General features: G+C 67.8%; 25 protein-coding genes. 12 read left to right on the top strand and 13 right to left on the bottom strand.

Going from position 1 to position 19,533, the window contains the following annotated elements; all coding sequences use genetic code 11:
- Positions 1–6: 6 nt before the first annotated feature.
- Positions 7–513 carry a Ros/MucR family transcriptional regulator gene (locus GGR33_RS12040; RefSeq protein ID WP_183505402.1) on the bottom strand — a complete coding sequence of 169 codons (507 nt, stop codon included), beginning with the start codon at positions 511–513 and terminating at the stop codon, positions 7–9.
- 812 nt (positions 514–1,325) lie between these two features.
- Positions 1,326–2,276: an N-acetyl-gamma-glutamyl-phosphate reductase gene (argC, locus tag GGR33_RS12035; protein WP_183505400.1), complete on the bottom strand. Its 951-nt coding sequence runs from the start codon at positions 2,274–2,276 to the stop codon at positions 1,326–1,328.
- Positions 2,277–2,469: 193 nt separating this feature from the next.
- Between argC and GGR33_RS12030 the strand changes: the two genes are divergently transcribed.
- Both GGR33_RS12030 and GGR33_RS12025 read left to right on the top strand, forming a co-directional pair.
- Positions 2,470–2,979, top strand: a complete 510-nt coding sequence (locus GGR33_RS12030; protein WP_183505398.1) for a hypothetical protein — start codon at positions 2,470–2,472, stop codon at positions 2,977–2,979.
- A 65-nt stretch (positions 2,980–3,044) separates the two neighbouring features.
- Positions 3,045–3,605: a GDSL-type esterase/lipase family protein gene (locus GGR33_RS12025; RefSeq protein ID WP_284211239.1), complete on the top strand. Its 561-nt coding sequence runs from the start codon at positions 3,045–3,047 to the stop codon at positions 3,603–3,605.
- A 32-nt stretch (positions 3,606–3,637) separates the two neighbouring features.
- Here the strand turns inward: GGR33_RS12025 and GGR33_RS12020 are convergent, their stop codons facing one another.
- A complete protein-coding gene (locus GGR33_RS12020) occupies positions 3,638–3,889 on the bottom strand; it encodes a hypothetical protein (protein ID WP_183505396.1) in 252 nt (83 codons plus the stop codon).
- Between the two features lie 193 nt (positions 3,890–4,082).
- Here GGR33_RS12020 and GGR33_RS12015 point away from each other — a divergent pair, with 193 nt between their 5' ends.
- Positions 4,083–4,289: a hypothetical protein gene (locus tag GGR33_RS12015; RefSeq protein ID WP_183506014.1), complete on the top strand. Its 207-nt coding sequence runs from the start codon at positions 4,083–4,085 to the stop codon at positions 4,287–4,289.
- A complete protein-coding gene (locus GGR33_RS12010) occupies positions 4,289–4,573 on the top strand; it encodes a hypothetical protein (protein ID WP_425488777.1) in 285 nt (94 codons plus the stop codon). The genes GGR33_RS12015 and GGR33_RS12010 overlap by 1 nt, the downstream gene beginning before the upstream one ends.
- A 9-nt stretch (positions 4,574–4,582) precedes the next feature.
- On the opposite strand, the gene GGR33_RS12005 is transcribed toward GGR33_RS12010, so the two are convergent.
- The 4 genes from GGR33_RS12005 to GGR33_RS11990 form a co-directional block, all read right to left on the bottom strand.
- Positions 4,583–5,575 (bottom strand): P1 family peptidase, encoded by a 993-nt coding sequence (locus GGR33_RS12005; protein ID WP_183505394.1) that lies wholly within the window; start codon positions 5,573–5,575, stop codon positions 4,583–4,585.
- Positions 5,576–5,580: 5 nt separating this feature from the next.
- Positions 5,581–6,468, bottom strand: a complete 888-nt coding sequence (rarD, locus tag GGR33_RS12000) for an EamA family transporter RarD (protein WP_183505392.1) — start codon at positions 6,466–6,468, stop codon at positions 5,581–5,583.
- Between the two features lie 114 nt (positions 6,469–6,582).
- Positions 6,583–6,873, bottom strand: a complete 291-nt coding sequence (locus GGR33_RS11995; protein ID WP_183505390.1) for a hypothetical protein — start codon at positions 6,871–6,873, stop codon at positions 6,583–6,585.
- Positions 6,874–7,071: 198 nt separating this feature from the next.
- Positions 7,072–8,046 carry a catalase family peroxidase gene (locus tag GGR33_RS11990; protein ID WP_246413091.1) on the bottom strand — a complete coding sequence of 325 codons (975 nt, stop codon included), beginning with the start codon at positions 8,044–8,046 and terminating at the stop codon, positions 7,072–7,074.
- 187 nt (positions 8,047–8,233) lie between these two features.
- On the opposite strand from GGR33_RS11990, the gene metC reads away from it, so the two are divergent.
- Positions 8,234–9,421: a cystathionine beta-lyase gene (gene metC / locus GGR33_RS11985; protein WP_183505388.1), complete on the top strand. Its 1,188-nt coding sequence runs from the start codon at positions 8,234–8,236 to the stop codon at positions 9,419–9,421.
- A 3-nt stretch (positions 9,422–9,424) separates the two neighbouring features.
- Here metC and GGR33_RS11980 read toward each other — a convergent pair whose 3' ends face one another.
- The 4 genes from GGR33_RS11980 to GGR33_RS11965 form a co-directional block, all read right to left on the bottom strand.
- Entirely contained in the window at positions 9,425–10,021 is a 597-nt protein-coding gene (locus tag GGR33_RS11980) for a pyridoxamine 5'-phosphate oxidase family protein (protein ID WP_183505386.1), read from the bottom strand.
- A gap of 162 nt (positions 10,022–10,183) precedes the next feature.
- Positions 10,184–10,543, bottom strand: a complete 360-nt coding sequence (locus tag GGR33_RS11975; RefSeq protein WP_183505384.1) for a lipid-A-disaccharide synthase N-terminal domain-containing protein — start codon at positions 10,541–10,543, stop codon at positions 10,184–10,186.
- 4 nt (positions 10,544–10,547) lie between these two features.
- Entirely contained in the window at positions 10,548–11,300 is a 753-nt protein-coding gene (locus tag GGR33_RS11970) for a glycosyltransferase (RefSeq protein WP_183505382.1), read from the bottom strand.
- Positions 11,297–13,075, bottom strand: coding sequence for an ArnT family glycosyltransferase (locus tag GGR33_RS11965; protein WP_183505380.1), 1,779 nt, complete (start codon positions 13,073–13,075; stop codon positions 11,297–11,299). Before GGR33_RS11965 ends, GGR33_RS11970 begins: the two co-directional genes overlap by 4 nt.
- 284 nt (positions 13,076–13,359) lie before the next feature.
- On the opposite strand from GGR33_RS11965, the gene GGR33_RS11960 reads away from it, so the two are divergent.
- The 4 genes from GGR33_RS11960 (at position 13,360) to GGR33_RS11945 (ending at position 16,015) form a co-directional block, all read left to right on the top strand.
- Positions 13,360–13,554 carry a hypothetical protein gene (locus tag GGR33_RS11960; protein ID WP_147047910.1) on the top strand — a complete coding sequence of 65 codons (195 nt, stop codon included), beginning with the start codon at positions 13,360–13,362 and terminating at the stop codon, positions 13,552–13,554.
- 191 nt (positions 13,555–13,745) lie between these two features.
- The gene (locus GGR33_RS11955) at positions 13,746–15,404 is read left to right on the top strand and encodes an acyl-CoA synthetase (protein ID WP_183505378.1); all 1,659 of its coding nucleotides are present in this window, start codon (positions 13,746–13,748) and stop codon (positions 15,402–15,404) included.
- A 55-nt stretch (positions 15,405–15,459) separates the two neighbouring features.
- Positions 15,460–15,726 carry a type II toxin-antitoxin system ParD family antitoxin gene (locus GGR33_RS11950; RefSeq protein ID WP_183505376.1) on the top strand — a complete coding sequence of 89 codons (267 nt, stop codon included), beginning with the start codon at positions 15,460–15,462 and terminating at the stop codon, positions 15,724–15,726.
- Positions 15,719–16,015 carry a type II toxin-antitoxin system RelE/ParE family toxin gene (locus GGR33_RS11945; protein ID WP_183505374.1) on the top strand — a complete coding sequence of 99 codons (297 nt, stop codon included), beginning with the start codon at positions 15,719–15,721 and terminating at the stop codon, positions 16,013–16,015. The genes GGR33_RS11950 and GGR33_RS11945 overlap by 8 nt, the downstream gene beginning before the upstream one ends.
- Positions 16,016–16,081: 66 nt before the next feature.
- On the opposite strand, the gene GGR33_RS11940 is transcribed toward GGR33_RS11945, so the two are convergent.
- Positions 16,082–16,348, bottom strand: a complete 267-nt coding sequence (locus tag GGR33_RS11940) for a hypothetical protein (protein WP_183505372.1) — start codon at positions 16,346–16,348, stop codon at positions 16,082–16,084.
- Between the two features lie 246 nt (positions 16,349–16,594).
- On the opposite strand from GGR33_RS11940, the gene GGR33_RS11935 reads away from it, so the two are divergent.
- From GGR33_RS11935 to GGR33_RS11925, 3 genes are all read left to right on the top strand, one after another.
- Positions 16,595–16,870: a hypothetical protein gene (locus GGR33_RS11935; protein ID WP_183505370.1), complete on the top strand. Its 276-nt coding sequence runs from the start codon at positions 16,595–16,597 to the stop codon at positions 16,868–16,870.
- A gap of 104 nt (positions 16,871–16,974) precedes the next feature.
- Entirely contained in the window at positions 16,975–18,432 is a 1,458-nt protein-coding gene (locus tag GGR33_RS11930) for a carbohydrate porin (protein WP_183506009.1), read from the top strand.
- A gap of 124 nt (positions 18,433–18,556) precedes the next feature.
- Positions 18,557–19,165, top strand: coding sequence for a hypothetical protein (locus tag GGR33_RS11925; protein WP_183505368.1), 609 nt, complete (start codon positions 18,557–18,559; stop codon positions 19,163–19,165).
- A 21-nt stretch (positions 19,166–19,186) separates the two neighbouring features.
- Here the strand turns inward: GGR33_RS11925 and GGR33_RS11920 are convergent, their stop codons facing one another.
- On the bottom strand, positions 19,187–19,528 hold the full coding sequence (locus GGR33_RS11920; protein WP_183505366.1) for a hypothetical protein: 342 nt from the start codon (positions 19,526–19,528) through the stop codon (positions 19,187–19,189).
- Positions 19,529–19,533: the final 5 nt, after the last annotated feature.

The following is a 19,533-nucleotide window of genomic DNA, read 5'->3' as shown; positions in this document are numbered from 1 at the left end:
GACGGCTCAGCCGCTTTTCTTGCGCGAGGTGCGGGGCTTCTTCGGCGGAACTTCTTCGTCGACCGAATGCAGCACCGGATCAGGCGCGGCCACGGCGGCCGTCTTGCGGCGCTGCTGACCGAGCCCGAGGGCGCGGGCGAGTTCCGAGCGCTGCTCCGAGTAGCTCGCGGAGGTCATCGGATAGTCGGGGCTGAGGCCCCACTTCGCGCGGTACTGCTCCGGCGAGAGCCCACGCAGCGTCAAGTGGCGGCGGAGGGTCTTGTAGGGCTTTCCGTCCTCGAAACTGATCAGGTGTTCGTGCGAGATCGAACGCCGGATCTCCTGGGCCGTCGCCCTGGCCGGCGCGGCATCCGCGACCGGGACGAAGGCCGTCACGCTGCAGATGGCCGTGTGCACGTCACCGAGCAACTTGGCGAGGTCGGCACTCTGTACATGGTTGTTGCTGACGTAAGCAGAGACGATATCTGCGGTAAGCGTGACGCGTCGTGCCATTTCGGCGCTGGATTCGCTCATATCTGACCCGCCCTCACTGATGATAGGAAAGATCGAGCCGACGATATGCCTGATGATGTCTATGAGCAAGAACGCGAATCTGTATAATCAAGCGTTTCAATGGAAAATAATGTGCATCGTCTCGTGGGATCAGGTCTCGAATGATTGCATAACCCCGTCGTTCCGCAATCCAAGAGCGACCGCCCGGCAGCGTGAACTGGATCTGTGTTGAAAGAACCGTTGCGGTAAAGCGTGGCTATCTCGCGGTTCGACGAAACACGCGCGGCTCTACAGCCCTCGCGCACAGAAACGCCCTGACGCGGTCCGCCGGGGATCAGCCCAAGGACGGACCCCGAGAGCCCCGTGAGTACCCGACGAAAACGTGCGATGCTTATCCGGGTGCGCAATGCGACCGGGAAACGCGAACGGTCGACCCGAAGTGTTCATGCCGTACTGCGCACAGATTTCGAGTGACACGTCAGGGGGCTGCGATGCCAGAATGGGTCGCTGTACTGCTCGGGATCTTGGTTGGGATGTGCGTTGTTGGCGGGTGCCTATTTTGGGCGTTCAAACCTCACCACTCGAACAGGAAATCGAAATTTCCGCCACCATCCGAGACCAGAGATCCAATGACGGCATCAGTTTTGGATCACTACTCTTGAGTTCCGCTTTCCGCCCTGTGCGGATCTTCAAATAAACGCGGCGGCCGAGGCCCGATGACGGAACTCCTTACCCTGCTCGCCGCCGAGCACGCGCAAACGCCATGGCCCTGCACCGAAACGACGATGTATCGGCGGCGGTGAGGGCTTTTTCGCCCTCTCGAGAATGCCCGCTCAGTCGAGACCGAGCATCAGCCCGATATTCTGCACGGCGGCCCCCGAGGCGCCCTTGCCGAGATTGTCGAGCCGGGCGACGAGCACGGCCTGGCGATGCTCGTCCGAGCCGAACACCCGGAGTTCCAGCCGGTCGGTGTCGTTGAGCGCCTCGGCCTCGATGCGCTCGCGATGCGTGCCCTCGCCGGCTCCGGTCACCACCTCGACGAGGCCTGCGCCCTGGTAATGCGCCACCAGCGCGGCTTCGAGATCGGTGGCGGTGGGGCGGCCGGGCAGCGTGTCGAGGTGGAGCGGGATGCTCACCAGCATGCCCTGCCGGAAGTTGCCGACGGAGGGCACGAAGATCGGCCGGCGCGTCAGCCGCGAATAGGCCTGCGTCTCCGGCAGGTGCTTGTGGCCGAAGCCGAGCCCGTAGAGCAGGAAGGGCGCGCCCTCCCCGGACTCGTAGCTCTCGATCATCGTGCGCCCGCCGCCGCTATAGCCGCTGACCGCATTGATGCTGATCGGATGGTCGGCCGGGATCAGCCCCGCCTCGACGAGCGGCCGCAGCAGGCCGATGGCGCCGGTCGGATAGCAGCCGGGATTGGCGACGCGACGCGACGCGCGGACGGCGTCGGCCTGCGCCCGGTCGAGCTCCGGGAAGCCGTAGGTCCAGCCGGGAGCGACGCGATGTGCGGTGCTGGCATCGAGGATGCGCGGGCCACCCTCGGGCAGGCCGTCGGCAAGCGCCACCGTCTCGCGAGCGGCGTCATCGGGCAGGCAGAGCACGACGAGATCGACTTGGGCCAGCAGGTCGCGCTTGGCGCCCGCGTCCTTGCGGCTCTCGTGCGGGATGCTGACGAGCCGAACGCGACCCTCGCGTTCCAGGCGCTCACGGATGCCGAGCCCGGTGGTGCCGGCTTCGCCGTCGATGAAGACCTTCGGCATCTCGGAAGCGTTCGTGGCGGACATCGGGTCCTCTCGTTTCGCGGCGCGCAAACCTCGGGCGGAACTCGGCGAGCACGTGGAATTTCAGCCCAGCCAAGTCAATGGCGCGGGGGACATGACAGAGCCGTGACGTCTCGGTCCACAGCGCCGACCGCGCGGCCCGGAACGCCATCGGCGGCCTCCGGTTGACCGGGCGACGATCCGCTCGGAGGCGCTCATGGCAGGAACCGCGAAAAAGACCGACCCGAAGCTCTGGGAACGGGTCAAAGACAAGGCCACGAAGTCGAGCAAAGGCGGCAAGCCCGGCCAGTGGTCGGCACGCAAGGCCCAGATGGCCACCGCCGAATACAAGAAGGAGGGCGGCGGCTATGCCGGCGCCAAATCCGAGGACAACCACCTCAAGCAGTGGACAGAGGAGGAGTGGGATACGAAATCGGGCCGCGAGAGCGGCAAGACCGGCGAGCGCTACCTGCCGAAGAAGGCCCGCGAGACATTGTCCGACGACGAGTACGCCCGCTCGACCGCCAAGAAGCGCGCGGACAGTGCCAAGGGCAGACAGCATTCGCGCCAGCCCAAGGACGTCGCCCGCAAGGCGGCCTCCGCGAGACGCTCCGCGCATGGCGGAGGCCCGACCAAGGCCGAATTGCTGAAGAAGGCCAGGGCGAAGGGCGTCAAGGGACGCTCGACCATGAGCAAGGGCGAGCTGGAGCGGGCGCTCGGCGCCTGATCAGGCTGTTCCGGTCGGGCGCCCTGCAGCGTAACAGGACATCCGAATACGGGCTGGAGGACGACGTGAACCGAGTCGGCACGATACTGCGGGCCTGCCTGTCGGCGCTGGCGCTGACGGGCGCCACCGTCCCGGCGGCGCGGGCCGCGGCGCTGACGGTGGTCGCGGTCGGGGCGAGCAACACCTCCGGCTGGGGCGTCGGCGAGGCGGCGGCCTACCCGGCCCGGCTCGAAGCCTTGCTCCGCGAGCGAGGGCTCGACCTGCGCGTGATCAATGCCGGCCGTCCGTTCGACACCACCTCGGGCATGCTCGGCCGGCTCGACGCCGTGGTGCCGGAGGGGACGCGGCTCGTGGTGCTCCAGCCCGGCGCCAACGACCTGCGCTTCTTCGGGACGCGCGAGCGGCGCACGGCCAACATCGCGGCGATGGTGGCGCGGCTCACCGAGCGGGGCATCGCGTCGATCGTCTACGACCCGGTCTTTCCCCGCGAGAGCTATCAGTGGGACGGCATCCACATCACCCGCGAGGGCCATGCCCGGATCGCGGAAGAGCTCGTTCCGCAGGTCGTCGCGGCGCTCAAGCCTTCGACCGAGGCCGCGAAACAGCGAAAAGCTCCGCCGCGTTAGCGCATCCTCCGGCGTTGCCGCTGCCGGAGGATTCAGGCGGCCTCGCGCGCATCCTCGTTGGCGCAGGCATCGACGCGCACCGCGCCGTCGGCAGTCAACGAGCAGATGAATTCGGTTCCGTCGTCGAGCGCGAAGGAATGAAAGAAATGCTTCTCGAGTTCTTCGAGACCTTCACCGGGTAGATCGGCGATCTCGTCGCGCGTACGCTCTTCGAGAGATGGGAGATCACCATGGTCGGCAGCGGCGCTCCGCGCCGAGCGGGTGAAAACGACATCGAACGACATTGTTGCTTCCTTGCATCAACCAAGGCCTGAATGCGTGAAGACATCGCCGAGATGAGGCGATTTTGGGGCAGCCGTGTCGTGGAGGCCTCGGCCTGCCGGATCGCGCCGGCCTGGGAACGGCGTCCCGGGAGCCTTTTGCCGCCGGCATCGGTTCCCCTGCCGAGCCTTCTCCGCATGCGGGACCGACACCATGATGAACACGATCCTCGTCGTCGCCCTGGTCTGCGCCAACACGGTGGCGGCGCCGGACTGCAATCGCGATACGGCGCTGGACGTGGTCACCGGTCCGGCGCACTCTCTACAGGAATGCCTGATCCAGGGGCCGACCATCGCGGCTGGCTCCGGACGCGCCGCCGACAAGGATACCTACGTGAAGACCCGTTGCGAGCAGCGCCACTGATGAGCGACGAGGTCAGCCCCGACCGGGCCGTGATGATCCGCCTGCGGGCACGGCTCGCCGTGGTCGAGCGCGCGGCCTGGTTCGGCTTCCAGCACGCCATGCGGACGCAGCCGGCCGAAACCGAGGCCTTCATCGCCTCGGAGCGGGCGCGCTGCGCAGAGGGCTTTGCGGGTCCGAACTGGTCGAAGGATCTCACTGCGGCCGAGCGTGCCCTGCTGGGTGCCGAAGTCGACGCAGGTCTGGCGCAGCTACTGGCGGATGGACGGGAAGAAGCCGGTAATTAGCCGCCTCGTCTATCGCTTTCCGAACAGATCCACCCAGGCCGGCAGGTCGAGACAGGGCAGGCGCCGCGCGCTGTAGACACCGATCGCCACGGCCCGCGCCAGGGTGTCCGCAGCCGCCGCGCCGATGCGGGCGAGGTCGCCGACGGGATCGGCCAGGGGCACGTGGCCGGTGGAGACCGCGAAGACCACGTCGCCGTCGAGCGGCGTGTGGACCGGATGGATGGCCCGCGCCAGCCCGTCCTGCGCCGTCACCGCAAAGCGCTTCGCCTGGGCCTTGGTGAGCGCAGCGTCGGTGGCGATCACCGCGAGCGTGGTGTTCGTGCCGGGCAGCGCCTCGCGCGGCCAGGTGAAGGCGTCAGCAGGCATCGAAGAGGGAAGGCCGAGGCCGCCGAATTCGGCCTCGCGCTCGAACGGCGCCGCCCAGAAATGCGGCCCCTGCCCCACCGTCACCCGGCCGAAGGCGTTGACCGCCGCCAGCGCTCCGACGCGAAACGGCCGATCGAGCACCTGCGCCGAGGCACTGCCGATGCCGCCCTTGAGGTTGGCCGTGCGCGCGCCAGTTCCGGCGCCGACCGTGCCGAGGGCAACCTCCTCCGAGGCCGCGAGGGCGGCCGCGTAGCCGAGGTCCCGATAGGGCGAGAACCGGCCCCAGTCCTTGTCTCCGCCATTGACCAGATCGAACAGGATCGCGCCGGGCACGATCGGCACGCGCACGCCGCCGACGGCGAATCCCCTGCCCGTCTCGGCGAGGCGCGCGACGATGCCGGCAGCCGCGTCGAGCCCGAAGGCAGAGCCGCCCGAAAGGCTCAGGCCGTCGATCGCCGCGACGGTCGCGGCGGGATCGAGCAGGTCCGTCTCGCGGGTGCCCGGGCCTCCACCGCGCACGTCGACCGCAGCGACCGCGGGCCGGTCGAACAGGATCGCGGTGACGCCGCTGCCGAGCCGCTCGTCGCCGGCATGGCCGACCGTGATCCCCGCGACGTCGGTGAGGCTGTTGCGCATGGCGGCTAGGCTCCCTTCGTCTCCGGCAGCGAACCTCGCATGGCGGAGCGCGCCCGGCGAGCCGCGAGCAGGGAATCGCCGGCATAGAGCACCAGGGCGGCCCAGATCAGCGCGAACAGCACGATGCGGTCGGGCGTCGGGGTCTCACCGTAGAACAGGATGCCGAGCAGCATGATGCAGCTCGGGGCGACGTACTGCATCAGCCCGAGGGTCGCGAGGCTGAGGCGTTGGGCGGCGGCCGCGAACCAGATCAGCGGCAGGGCCGTGGTCACCCCCGTCAGCAGCAGCAGGCCGAACTGCCAGCCGTCGGCGGGCACCGCGTCGGGCGCGAGCAGGGCGTAGGGCAAGGCGATCGGCAGCAGCAGCAGGGTCTCGGTGTAGAAGCCGATCATCGCGTCCACCGCGACGAGTTTGCGCAGGAGCCCGTAGAGCGCGAAGCTCAACGCGAGTCCGAGCGACAGCATCGGCAACCGTCCGGCCATGGCGAGCGCGATGGCGACGCCGATCAGCGCGATCCCGACCGCCAACATCTGCGCCGGCCGCAACCGCTCGCCGAGCACCAGCGCGCCGAGGGCGACGTTGACCAGCGGGTTGATGAAGTAGCCGAGGCTGGCATCCAGCATGTGCCCGGAGCCGACGGCGGTGAGATAGAGCAGCCAGTTGACGGCGATGGCCATCGCCGAGGCGATCAGCAGGGCGTGGCGCGGGCGCAGCGGAAACGGGTTCGCCAGCCGCTTGCGCAGGATCACGAGCAGGATCGTGACGAAGACCGCCGACCAGACGATGCGGTGGGCCAGGATCGCCTGCGGCGAGACGCCGTCGAGGAGCCGGAAATGCACCGGCACTACGAGTCCCCAGCTCAGATAGGCCGACAGCGCGTAGATCAGGCCCACCGGGAATGCCTTTCGCGGCGCATCCGATTCGGATGGCTCGCGCGCCTTCTACCCGTTCGCGCAACCGGCGGCAGATGCCCGGCGCAGGTCAGCCATCGGTCGGGAGAAGGGCCGTCAGCGTCGGCGGGGCGCGGCCGGAGCCGGAGGCATCTCGCCACGCATCAGGGCGTTCAGGCGCTCGGTGTCGAAGCCGCTCATGGCGCGCACGGGCTTCGTCTCGGGTGCCTCGGCGTTCTGGACGATCGTGCCGGTGGTGGCCGGCTCCGGCAGCGGTGCCTGGGCGATCGTCAGCGACGGAGGAGCCTGGAAGCGCGTATGCGCCAGCCTGTCGGCGGCCACGAAGCCGATGACGAGGGTCGAGACACCGGTGATGCCGGCAAGGACCAGAGGTCGCAGGATACCCAACGCACACACTCGACGATTGGCGGGCCGAAAAGGCCGCGGAACCGCGGGTGCAGGACGTCCGGACGGCCTCGAGCCGACTGGCGTCCTGCACCCGATGTCGAGAATAGGAGGACCCCGTTAACGAAACCGGCGATCGGCTACCGAAGCCGATGCCGGGTCCGGCGGCATGGTTAGCGTTTCGTCACCGGCCCCACGGTCTCACTGGGAGCGGCGGCCGAACGAGACCGCATAGGCCTGGACGCGGGCATCGATCAGCGGATCGTCCGAGACCTCGACGCCGTCGACGAGGGCGTTCGGCATGAACAGCAGCGCTTTCTCGGCCTCCGCGCTGTCGGCGACGGCCTTGGTGATGGTCAGCGTGCCCATGTTCACGCTCTTGCGGTCGTCCGGCCAGGGCTTGGTGGCGTCGTTGATCGGATCGCCGGCCTCCGGCAGCTGAGCCTCGACGCGGTAGGAGACCGGCCCCTTGGCGAGGCGCGCGCGGATCTCGTCCATCAGGAAGTTCGGGGTCTGCTTGGCGGCTTCGTCCGGCGGCATCAGCTCCTCGCCGTCGACCGGGACGATGCGCCAGCGGAAAGCCTGCTTCTTGCCCGCGACGTCGACGAACAGGAACGCGTTGACGCCATTGAAGGTCTGACGGCCGAGGCTCGTCGGGGTCTTGGCCGTCGCACCGGCCTTGCCGGCTGCGGGATGGCTCGCAACGAAGGTCTCGACCGGGGTCGGCTTGGCGGCGTCGGGGCCGCTCTTCGAGACCGCGGTCAGGAGATCGCGGAATTCCTCGCCCGTGGCCACGGGGAAGTATTTGAGCGCGTTGGTGACCACGTCCATGTCGCCGTCGGCGAGCTTGAACCGCATGGCGAGGCCGTGCGGGTTGGCGTTGGGCGATCCGTCGGGGATCGTCGGCACGCCGGTGGCGTTCGAGTAGCGCGCCGTCACGGGCACGGCCGGCCCCTTGAACAGAGACGCCTTGCTCAGTGTTGCGGCTTCCTTGCTCGGCGTGAAGCTGCCCTCGACCACGGCGCCCTTGGCGTGGTTGGCGCGGATCCCCGCATGCTTGCCGAACAGCGTGTTCATCACGTCGATGGTCTGCTCCGCCGTCGAGGCTTCCTCTGCGCGGGCGGGAATCGCGGCTGTGGCGGTGAGGGCGAAGACCAGGGCGGCCGTACGCGTCAGGAAGGCATGCTGCACGAATTCGTCTCCGGATATCGGCCGACGGACTCGGCCAAGTTCTCATTCGTCTCATTCAAACACACGGTTACGTCGCGCGTGAGACGGCGCATGCGCGAGGCCCGGGTTGACGCAGGAGCGAACGGCGGGCTGAAAGGCTGCTCCCCGCGAAAAACCCCGCTCCGCAAGGCACATGTCGAAGACACCCCCGCGCGATCGCAGCCGCTTTCAGGCCGACACCCGTCTCGTCCATGCGGGACGCGACCCCTCGGCGCAGCAAGGCTTCGTCAACACGCCGATCTACCGGGGATCGACGGTGCTGTTTCCGACCTACGACGACATCAAGAACCGGCGCGGCCGCTACCAGTACGGCACCTCGGGCACGCCGACGATGGATGCCCTGTCGGACGCCTGGAGCGAGATCGCGGGCGCAGCCGGCACGGTGCTGACGCCCTCGGGCCTCTCCGCACTCACCATCGCCCTGATGGCCGCGGTCAGCGCGGGCGACCACCTGCTCGTCACCGATTCCGCCTATCGCCCGACCCGGATCTTTTGCGATGGCGTCCTGAGTCGCTACGGCGTCGAGGTCGAATACTACGACCCGTTGGTGGGCACCGACATCGCCGCGCTGATGCGCGAGAACACGCGGGCCGTGCTCGTCGAGGCGCCCGGCTCGCAGACCTTCGAGATGCAGGACGTGCCGGCCATCGCCGAGGCGATGCATGCCCGCGGCGGCGCCGTCATCATGGACAATACCTGGGCGACGCCGCTGCTGTTCCCGCCGCACGAGCGCGGCGTCGACATCGCGGTGGAGGCGGGCACCAAGTATCTCAGCGGCGGCTCGGACCTGCTGATCGGCCTCGTCTCGGCGACCGAGCGCTGGTACCCGGCCGTCAAGCGCACCTACGAGCACTTCGCGCCCTGCGCCGGCCCCGAGGACATCTTTCTGGGACTGAGGGGACTGCGCACCATGGGGCTGCGCCTGCGCGAGCATGGCCAGCGCGGCATCGCCATGGCGGAGTGGTTGCAAGGGCGGCCCGAAGTGGCGCGGGTGCTGCACCCTGCCCTGCCGAGTGATCCGGGTCATTCGATCTGGAAGCGCGATTTCAAGGGCGCGTCCGGCCTGTTCGGTGTGATCCTGAACCCGGTCTCGGAAGACGGCCTCGCCGCGATGCTCGACGGGCTCGAGCTGTTCGGGATGGGGTTCTCCTGGGGCGGCTTCGAGAGCCTCGTCATCCCCTTCGACCCGACGGTCTACCGCACCGCGACCCGCTGGCAGGCCGAGGGACCGGCCCTGCGGTTCCACATCGGGCTGGAAGACCTCGACGACCTCAAGGCGGATCTCGAGGCGGGGTTTGCGCGGATGGCCGCCGTCGCCTGAGGCCTACGGCGCCAGCCAGGTCTCGACCCAGCCGGCTTGGCTGCGCAGCCAGAGCGCGCGCCGATGACCGCGGCTGTCGAGGTAGAGGAACTCCAGGCGCTCGGCCCGGATCACGACCACGCAGAAGTTCTCGCGGCCGTCGAGGATCGCGTCATCCTTGTCGGGCAGCGTGTAGTCCCCGCCATGCGCCAGCGCCGTGCCGGGGCCTGGACTGATCCCGTACACCGCCCGGCTCATCGGCTGGGACTGGGTCCAGACGGTTTCCGCGAACCAGCCGTCGGTATGGACTTCGGCAGTCCCGTCGACACGAACCTGGATCTTGGCGGCCGGATCGTAGACCTGGAGCGCCGCGCAACGCATGCCGGCAATTTCGGACGCCTTCTCGGAGCGCCTATCGCAGTGGAACCTCAAGGTCCCGGCCGAACGATCGACGTCACGAAGTACCACGGCCCGAACTTGCGGGCGCCCATGCGGATCGACGGTAGCGAGAGCCGGCGTGTGGAACGCACTGTGGCGGTCGCTCACGCCCTGCTCGAGCCGCTGCCAGAGCTCCGCATGGCAGGCCGCGAGATCGTCGTAGAATCGGGGATGCTCCGACATCCGGGCCACTCTCGAGAGCCTCGCTATGGAGGTCACATGTGTTCGCAACCCGGCATTCATGAGGAATGCATCCAGTATTAATGCGGCGCTTTTCCGATTTATGCCGGATTTTCGACAGACCGGACACCCCACTCGACAGTCTACAAAGGCTGGATCCTGGTGTCAGCCTGTCGTTGCTGTATCGCGGGCAGCCTCGGGGTCCTGCCGGCGGCGCCGATCGCGAAAGATCATCGACAGGTTGCGCAGGTAGATACCGGTCGAGAGCCCCTGCCCGATGATGATCACCGGCTCGCGTCGCACAAAGCCGTAGACCAAGGTCATCAGGCCGCCGATGATCGAGAGAAACCAGAACGACAGTGGGATCACGCTGCGGCCGGCTCGCTCGCTGGCGATCCATTGCAGGATGAAGCGCGAGCCGAAGACGAGCTGCGCACCGATGCCGAAGACCAGCCAGAAATCGAAGCGGGTGACGAAGACGTCGTAGAAATAGGCCGGCAGGTCGTGGGCAAGCTGGATCAGCATGGCGTCAGCGAACCTCGCTCGGGCCCCCGGCCGGAATTTCGCGCGAGGCGGGAATCGTCTTCGCGCGGCGGATCAGCCACCAGACGCCGGCGAGATCCATCAAACCGACCCAGAGGCGGTTGAAAAGGCCGTATTTCGAGACGCCGGCGAGCCGGGGCCGGTCGACCACGTCGCGATGGGTTACCTTATAACCTTCGCGCGCCACCAGCGCCGGCAGGAAGCGGTGCAGGCCGTCGAAATGCGGCAGCGTGAGGTAGAGGTCGCGCCGAAACACCTTGAAGCCGCAGCCGGTATCGCGGGTCGCATCCTTCAGGATGCGACCGCGCACGCCGTTGGCGATGCGCGATTGCCAGCTCTTGAAGCGGCCGTCCTTGCGCCCGATGCGCTGGCCGGCGCAGAGGCCGGTGGTCTCGCCACCGTCGAAGACGGCCGCGTACATCACCGGGATGAACGCCGGATCGTTCTGGCAATCGCCGTCGAGCACCGCGACGATCGGGGCGCGGGCATAGCGCACGCCGGTGCGCATGCCGGCCGCCTTGCCGGCGCAGCGGTCGTGCTGGATCACGCGCAGCCAGGGTCGGCGCGCCCGCGCGGCCTGCAGCTCCGCAAAGGTGGCGTCGGTCGAGCCGTCATCGACATAGACCACCTCGAAAGGCGCGAGATCCGTGCAGGCCGACTCGATCTCGGCGAGCAGCGGCTCGATGTTGCCGGCCTCGTCCTTGACCGGAATGACGACGCTGAGGCGCGGCTCGATCACGGCGCACTCTCCTTCGGCGAGGCGGCATCGAGGCCGGCTGCGTAGGCGGTGACCTCGGTGCGGCGGCCCGTATTGATGTTGAAGCCGGACACCGTCGCGATCGTGCTCGGATGCAGGTTCGCTGCGGCGATCGCGTCGGCGAACTCCTTCGCGTAGCGGCTCTCGACGAAGATCAGCCGGCAGCCGGGCTGCTGGAGGAAGGCGCTGGCCGCCCCGCCGCTCTCGACCATGTCGAGATCGGTGCCGATGGTGAAGACGAAGCTCGGTTCACGGTAGCCGAAGGTCGCGACGTCCGGTGCCTTGCAGGGCAGCGCGTCGCGGACCGCCCCGAGGCGGGGCGAGACCTTCAGGCTGGCGAGAACCGGCTGGACCAGCCCGAACACGCTCGCGGACAGCACCACGGAGGCCGCTATCCCGAGGCCGAGCGCAGCCTCGACGGCCCTGCGCGAGAAGGCTGCCCAGGCAAACCAGGACAAGATGCAGGCGACGAGGAGGAACGGCAGGGCGTTGAGCGGCAAAGCATGGTCGAACGACCAGGCCACCGCGCAGAGGCCGGCCGTGAGCCCGACCGGGATCAGCACCACGAGCCCGGCACTGGTCCGCGCTCCGCGCCGATCCGGATCGAACCCGCCACGCACCAGGGCGACGACGGTCAGGATGGCGACAGCCGGGTAGAGCGGCAGCACGTAATGCGGCAGCTTCGTCGCCACCGCCTCGAAGACGATCCAGGACGGCACGATCCAGGCGAGCAGGAAGACGACGCGATCGTCCCGGCGGTTCACCCAGGCGAAGGGGATGGCCAGCGCCGAGAAGGCCGCCGCCGGCCAGAAGGTCGCGAAGAAGGCGATGGCGTAGAAGCCGGGCGGCCCCCAGTGCCGCTCGGTGCCCGAGCCCACTTTCGCCAGCATGTCCTTGCCGACCGAGGCGGCAAAGAACTCGCCGCCGGTCTTCCAAGCGATGGCGATGAACCACGGCGCCACGATCAGCAGCATCAGCAGCAGGCCGGGACCGAAGCGCAGCTCGGAGAGCCAGCGCGCCGAGCGCTCACGGATACAGAGCACGAGGATGGCGAGGCCCGCGAACATCGGCACCATCGGCCCCTTCACCAGGATGCCGAGAGCGAGGGCCAGCCAGAAAATCGAGGTGGTGCCGAGCCCGGCCGGCGCCCGTTCGCGGGTCAACCGCACGCGGCCGAGCCAGACCCGTGCCAGCGCGCCCATCGCCGCGACGGCGCAGGCGGCGAGCAGCGCGTCGGTCTTGGCGAGGCGGGCCTCGGCCGCGAGGTCGATACAGGCGGTGAACAGGGCAGCCGCCAGCAGCGCGCCCCTGCGTTCCAGGAAAGCGAGCGCGGCCCAATACGCCAGCAGCCCCGCCGCGAGAGCACCGAGCAGCGACGGGATCCGGTAGAAAAAGATCCGGCCCCGCGCCTCCGGCACGCCGAGCGCCTCGGCCGCGCCGACGGCGGCGGCCTGTGCCCAGTAGATGCCGACCGGCTTCTTGTGGCGCGCCTCCCCCTGGAAGCGGATGTCGACGAGATCGCCCGTCTCCAGCATCTGCTTGGAAGCCTGGGCGAAGCGCGGCTCGTCCCGGTCCATCGGCTGCAGCGAGGCGATGCCGGGCAGGAAACAGGCGAGTCCGAGCAGAACGAGGAGGATCGCGGCCCGCAGATGGCTCGCCGCCCCAAGATCGAGCATCCGTTCCGCGATCCGGATCGCTTGTCCGACCACGCCGGGGCGCGTCTCGTCCGCGTGCGAGGCGGCGGTGGAACTCGTCATGCCGTCCGAACGGTCGATGATGGGGAATGGTGCAGGGTGCGGATCACGCAGGCATTCCGACCGGAGGGGCCTCGACAGCGGGTCCGCGCGCCGCCCTGCGGGCGCTCTTCAGAGAGGCGCCCCGTGTCGATGATCGGCCCTGCAATGTCAATTCCGCGAGGCTTTCCGCACCCGGCGCAGATCGTGGATCGATGGACGTCTGACGGATGCGTTTCCGATCGCTCGCAACCGAGATATGCGGCAGTGCGGTAGCCGAGGCGGGGTCGGCACCCTATATCCTCACCATGAGCAACAATTCAGCGAACCCCTACACCCTCGAAATCGCAGCGTGCGAGCGCCCCGCCGGACACTTCACCTGGGCGATTCGCCGACACGGCAAACTCTTCCAGCGGGCGGACCGTCTGCAGACCACGGAAGAAGCCGCGGAGCGGAGCGGCCTCGCCGCCATCGAGAAGCTCCTGAACGGACACGAGCGCTGAGGTCCAGCCCGGAGCTCACGCAGCCCCGGACGACCGAGCCACCGGCCCGAGGGCCATAACCGACCCGATCCGACGATCACGAAGAGCCTGCGGTGCGATCGGCACAGCGGGCTTTTTCGTATCCGGCACCAGCCCGAAAGTCATTGATCAGCAAGGGCGTCCGGCTACTCTCCCCCGAGGAGAAAACGCCCATGTCCAAGAAGCCGAAAACGGCAAAACCCAAGAAGACGATCTACGACCGGCATCTCGACCGGAACCCGGCCAACTACCAGCCGCTGACGCCGCTCGCCTATCTCGACCGCGCCGCCCGCACCTTTCCCGAGCAGACGGCGGTGATCCATGGCGATCTGCGCCGGTCCTACGCGGATCTCTACGCGCGCTGCCGCCGCCTCGCCTCGGCCTTGGCCGAGCGTGGGATCGGACGCGGCGACACCGTCGCGGCTCTGCTCGCCAACACGCCCGAGATGATCGAGTGCCACTACGGCGTGCCGATGACCGGCGCCGTCCTGAACACCCTGAATACCCGCCTCGATGCGGCGGCCATCGGCTTCTGCCTCGACCATGGCGAGGCGCAGGTCCTGATCGTCGACCGCGAATTCTCGAAAACCGCTCGGGCCGCCCTCGAGAAGGCCAAGGTCACGCCCTTCGTGATCGACGTCGACGATCCGGTTTTTTCGGGCGATGGCGAGCGGATCGGCAAACTCGATTACGAGGCTTTTCTCGCATCCGGCGATCCGGATCACGATTGGGCGATGCCCGGCGACGAGTGGGATGCGATCTCGCTGAACTACACCTCGGGCACCACCGGCACCCCCAAGGGCGTGGTCTATCACCACCGCGGCGCGGCGCTGCTCTCGCTCGGCAACGTCATCACCGCCGCCCTGCCCCAGCACGCCGTCTATCTCTGGACGCTGCCGATGTTCCACTGCAACGGCTGGTGCTTCCCCTGGACGCTCTCGATCGTCGCCGGCACGCATGTCTGCCTGCGCCAGGTGCGAGCCCCGGCCATGTATGCGGCCCTCGTCGACCATGGGGTGACGCATCTGTCGGGCGCGCCGATCGTGATGTCGACGCTGCTCAATGCGCCGGACGGCCAGAAGAAGCCCCTGCCCCACCGTGTCCACTTCCTCACCGCCGCGGCGCCCCCGCCCGAGGCGGTGCTGGCGGCGATGGCCGAAGCCGGCTTCGAAGTGACCCATCTCTACGGGCTGACCGAGACCTACGGACCTGCCGTGGTGAACGCCTGGCACGCCGATTGGGACGACCTCTCCTCCGAGGAGCGCGCGAGGAAAAAGGCGCGGCAGGGCGTGCGCTATCCGGTGCTCGAGGCCTTCGACGTGCGCGATCCCGAGACCATGGCCTCGTTGCCGGCCGATGGCGAGACCATCGGCGAGGTGATGTTCCAGGGCAACGTCGTGATGCGCGGCTATCTCAAGAACCCCAAGGCCAGCAAGGCGGCCTTCAAGGGCGGCTGGTTCCGCTCGGGCGATCTCGGGGTGAAGCATCCCGACGGCTACGTGCAGCTCAAGGACCGCTCGAAGGACATCATCATCTCGGGCGGCGAGAACATCTCGTCGATCGAAGTCGAGGACGTCCTGTTCAAGCACCCCGCCGTCTCGGCGGCCGCCGTGGTGGCCAAGCCCGACGAGAAATGGGGCGAGACGCCGGTCGCCTTCGTCGAGCTCAAGGAAGGCGGAGAGGTCTCTGCCGACGAGCTGATCGCCTGGTGCCGCGAGCGACTCGCCGCCTACAAGCTGCCGAAGCAGGTGATGTTCGGGGAGTTGCCGAAGACCTCGACCGGCAAAGTCCAGAAATTCGTGCTGCGGGAGCGGGCACGATCGGAGACGTGACCAGCTCTTGGTGGGACTATCATAAAATGATAGTTTTCCGTCAGGAGGCGCGCTCATGCCGTCGAGCTACACCTTGGGCGATCACTACGAGGCTTTCGTTCGCGGCCTCGTATCGAGCGGGCGTTATGCATCCGCCAGCGAGGTGGTGCGTGATGGCCTGCGTCTGATGGAGGCGCGCGAAGAGGTCCGTGTGGCGCGGCTCGAAGCGCTCCGCGGTGAGATCCGTGCGGGGTTCGCAAGCGGCTCGGTCGAGCCGCTCGACATGGCCGAGATCAAGGCCGAGGCACGGGCCGCCCGCAAACCGGCGGAGCCGAATGGGTAGGATCGGCAACCGGCCACGCGCGCGGCGAGATCTGATCGAGATCTGGCGTTATGTCGCCGAGGACAACGAGATCGCTGCGGATCAGCTTCTCGACCGGATTGACGGTGTTCTGACGATGCTTGGCGGTCGACCATTCGCGGGGCGCGAGCGGTCGGAGCTGGCGGACGGCCTTCGCAGCTTCCCGGTTGGAAACTACGTCCTTTTCTACCTGCCCATCGAGAATGGGATCGAGCTGGTGCGCGTGCTCAGCCGCTATCTCGACATCGCGACCGACGACTTCGACAACTGAATTGTCTGTAAAAAAAGCGGCGAGGCTCTCGCCCCGCCGCTGTCGCGATAGTGGCTTCCCGACCGGTCAGTAGGCCGGGCCGCCGGACGTGGTGCCGTATTGCGGGACGGCCCGCTCGGGCTGCGAGGCGTTGCCGCCCTTGGCCGAGGAATCGTAGCCGCGATAGGAATCGGCGACGACGCCGACCGGTCCACGCGGCTGCCAGCCGGTGCCGGCTTCGACCGCTACGACCGGGACGCCGTGCGGAACGACATAGCCCTGCGCGAAGGCAGAGGCGGGGGCCGCCAGACCGATGGCCAGGGCGGCGGCGACGGATGCGAGACGAGTGTTCATGGTCTTCTTCCTTTCGTCTATGCGCGGTCTCCGTCAGATGTCGGGGGCCGTGTCTTCTTGGTGTCACCTGAAATTGGGTTGACCTTTAGCGAAGTGTCGTGCGCTTCCGCACATCAGACCAAGAAAAACCGCAATCTGTTCTGTCGTGCGATTTCGCACATCCGCCCTCGGTCGAACGGATTAGGTCTTCGCGAGAGGGGACGTGCCGCCTGCATCGTCGGAGCGGTCCGTATTGGGATTCCGGCCATGCTCGTTCGGTCCGTCACTGCCATCGCCGCGCTCGGAATGCTCGGTGCCGTCGCCGCCGCCTCCCCCGTTCTCGCGCAGAGCGTCGACCCGGCCGCGGTGCTCGCGGCCAAGGGCTCGCCCAAGGCCGGCCAGGGCTTCACCGGCCGCACCGCGCGCATCACCTCGATCATGGGCGCGGACGTCAGCACGGCGGCGCCGCTCCACATACCGACGAAGCCGGTCTGGACGCGTCCTGCCCGTCGCGAGGCCGACGCCTCGGCCGGCCTGCGGTAAAAAAGCCGCAAGACGCAGCTCTCGGCGGATGACCCGCCGGGTCTCTCTGGCGACTCTGCCGGCTTCCGCTTAAGCGTAGCCCCCGAGCTCTCAGCTTGGGGGACATCGTGCGACGCCTTCTGTCCGGCGTGGTCCTGCTTGCCGCCACCCTCGCCTCACCGGCGTGGGGACAGGATCTCGCTCCCGTCGTCGAAGGCGCCGGCGACGATCCCCGCGTCTCGGTCTCCCAGCCGGAAACCACCAGCCAGGCCTCGGGCGGCTACGTCCGCTCGATTCAGCCCTATCTCGGCCCCTTCGGCGACCCGTTCGGCATCCGTCCGGTGCTGAAGGAGAAGGGCATCGAGTACAGCCTGACCTACATCGCCGACGTGCTCGGCAATCCGGTCGGCGGCATACGCCAGGGCGCGATCGTCGAGGACCGCCTCAATCTGCGGCTCAACCTCGATCTGAAGAAGATCGCCGGCTGGGACGGCGCCACCATCCACGCCAACGCCTACTTCATCCACGGGACCGGGCTGTCGCGCTACTACGTCGGCAACCTGATGACCACGAGCGTGATCGAGGCGCTGCCGTCGACCCGGCTCTACGTGCTCTGGTTCGACCAGAAGCTCATGGACGGCAAGCTCGGCCTTCGCATCGGCCAGCAGGCGGCGGATACCGAGTTCTTCGTCAGCCAGACCGCGACGCTGTTCGTGAATTCGAGCTTCGGCTGGCCGGCGATCACCGGGCTCAACCTGCCGAGCGGCGGCCCGGCCTACCCGCTCTCGGCCCCAGCCATTCGCGCCAAATATGCGCCCGGCAACGGTTTCTCGCTGCAGGTCGGGCTCTATGACGGCGACTCGGCCGGCGCCAATCGTCCCGGCGACGATCCGGAAGCACAGCTGCTCGACCGCAACGGCACCAATTTCCGCATCCACGACCCGGCCCTGATCGTGGCCGAGGCCACCTATGCCTACAACACCGACAAGGATGCCAAGGGCCTGCCCGGCGACATCACGCTGGGCGGCTGGCAGCATTTCGGCCGGTTCGATTCCCTGCGCTTCGCCAGCAACGGCCTGCCGTTGGCCGATCCGAATTCCAACGGCGTGAACAAGCAGCTGCGCGGCAATGCCGGCATCTACGCGATCTGGGATCAGACCCTCTACCGAGAGGCCGGCAAGGACGACGAGGGTCTCGGCTTCTTCGTGCGCGCCGCCTATTCGCCGACCCGCTCGAGCCTGATCGACGCCTATGTCGATACGGGTCTGGCCTATAAGGGCCTGTTCGAGGGCCGCGACGACGACACGATCGGCATCAGTTTGGCCCATGCCCGGATCAGCGACGACGCGCGCCGCGCCGATGCCGACATGATCGCCTATACCGGCGTGGCGATGCCGCGCCGAAGCGGGGAGACCGTGATCGAGGCGACTTACCAGGCCCTGATCGTGCCGGGCTTCACGGTGCAGCCGGACGTGCAATACGTCATGCATCCCGGCGGCGGGATCACCAATCCGCGCTATCCGGAACTCGGCCGCGTCAAGAATGCCGCCGTGCTCGGGATGCGAGCAACGATCCAGTACTGACGAGGGCTGACTCGCCAGGGCCACACCCATCCCCCGATTCGAGACCTTACGCAACCCGGCCTTGCGCCGCCTCGCCGGCCCGATCAGGATTCCCATCCTGTCCCGCGTCGACGAGTGAGGTTCCGTGCCCTTCGGCGAATCGAGTCTGACGGCCTGGATCCTTCTCTGGGTGGCGGCGCTCTCCAGCCTCGCCACCTTCCTCCTCTCTCTCCGCCGCGACGCGCAGACGCGGCGCAAGGCGCTGGCCGAGGAAGAACAGCTCTGGTCGCTGACCTGGGCCGACTATCTCGACGACGGCCCTTTCCGCTGTCTGCGCCTGCGTCTGCACGACGTCGACAAGCACAAATGCCGGCTGAAGACCGTCACGCTGAAGAAGCCGGGCGGCGGCCGTCTCGCGCCGCAGACCTGGATCGACAAGAGCACCTCCGAGCCGTGGCACAAGCGTGCCCAGGCCGACCGCACGGCGCTCGGCCGCCGTGTCGTCGTCGCGCGCGATCTCGATGGCTCGAATGCCCGGTTTTCCGGTCAGCCCTACGAGGACGTCTACGTCTACATCCTGATGCCGAAACGCCCGGCTTTGAGCTTCGCGACCCAGATCCCAGTGCGGCTGGTCTGCCGGATCTCGGAGATCAGCCGCCGCTCGCGCCGCCGGAAGATCACCGTCATCAGCCCGCCTGCCGATTGGGCGCCGGCCGACGCGCCCAAGCCCGAGGATGTGAGGCTGAAGGCCTGAATCACCGGCCCATTGCGGCGCTCACCAGGGCTTCGGCAGGGCTCGGAGAAAGGCGAGCCAGTAGGGCGCGGCGGCTATGAGCGCGAGCCAGACCGGCCAGCGCCAACGGCGACGGAGGAACGCGCCCAGCAGGACCGCGACGACGCGATTCCGCACGAGGCTTGTCAGTCCGGCCAGCACCAGAAAGGTCAGGAAGCCGATCATCGCGATCGGAACCGCGATCCACGCGGGCACCAGCCCCGGATCGAAGCCGGGTGTCGTCACGAGGACCTCGCACAGCCCGGGCATCAGCAGGAGCGCCAGGACGACACCCCTGCGCCAAGGCTTTCCGGTCGATTCCGAAGACGGCCTCGGATCACTCATGACCA

Source organism: Methylobacterium brachythecii (genome assembly GCF_014196345.1).
GTDB lineage: Bacteria > Pseudomonadota > Alphaproteobacteria > Rhizobiales > Beijerinckiaceae > Methylobacterium > Methylobacterium brachythecii.
Note: the sequence above shows the minus strand (reverse complement) of the source record. Positions and strands in the feature narration are given on the sequence as shown.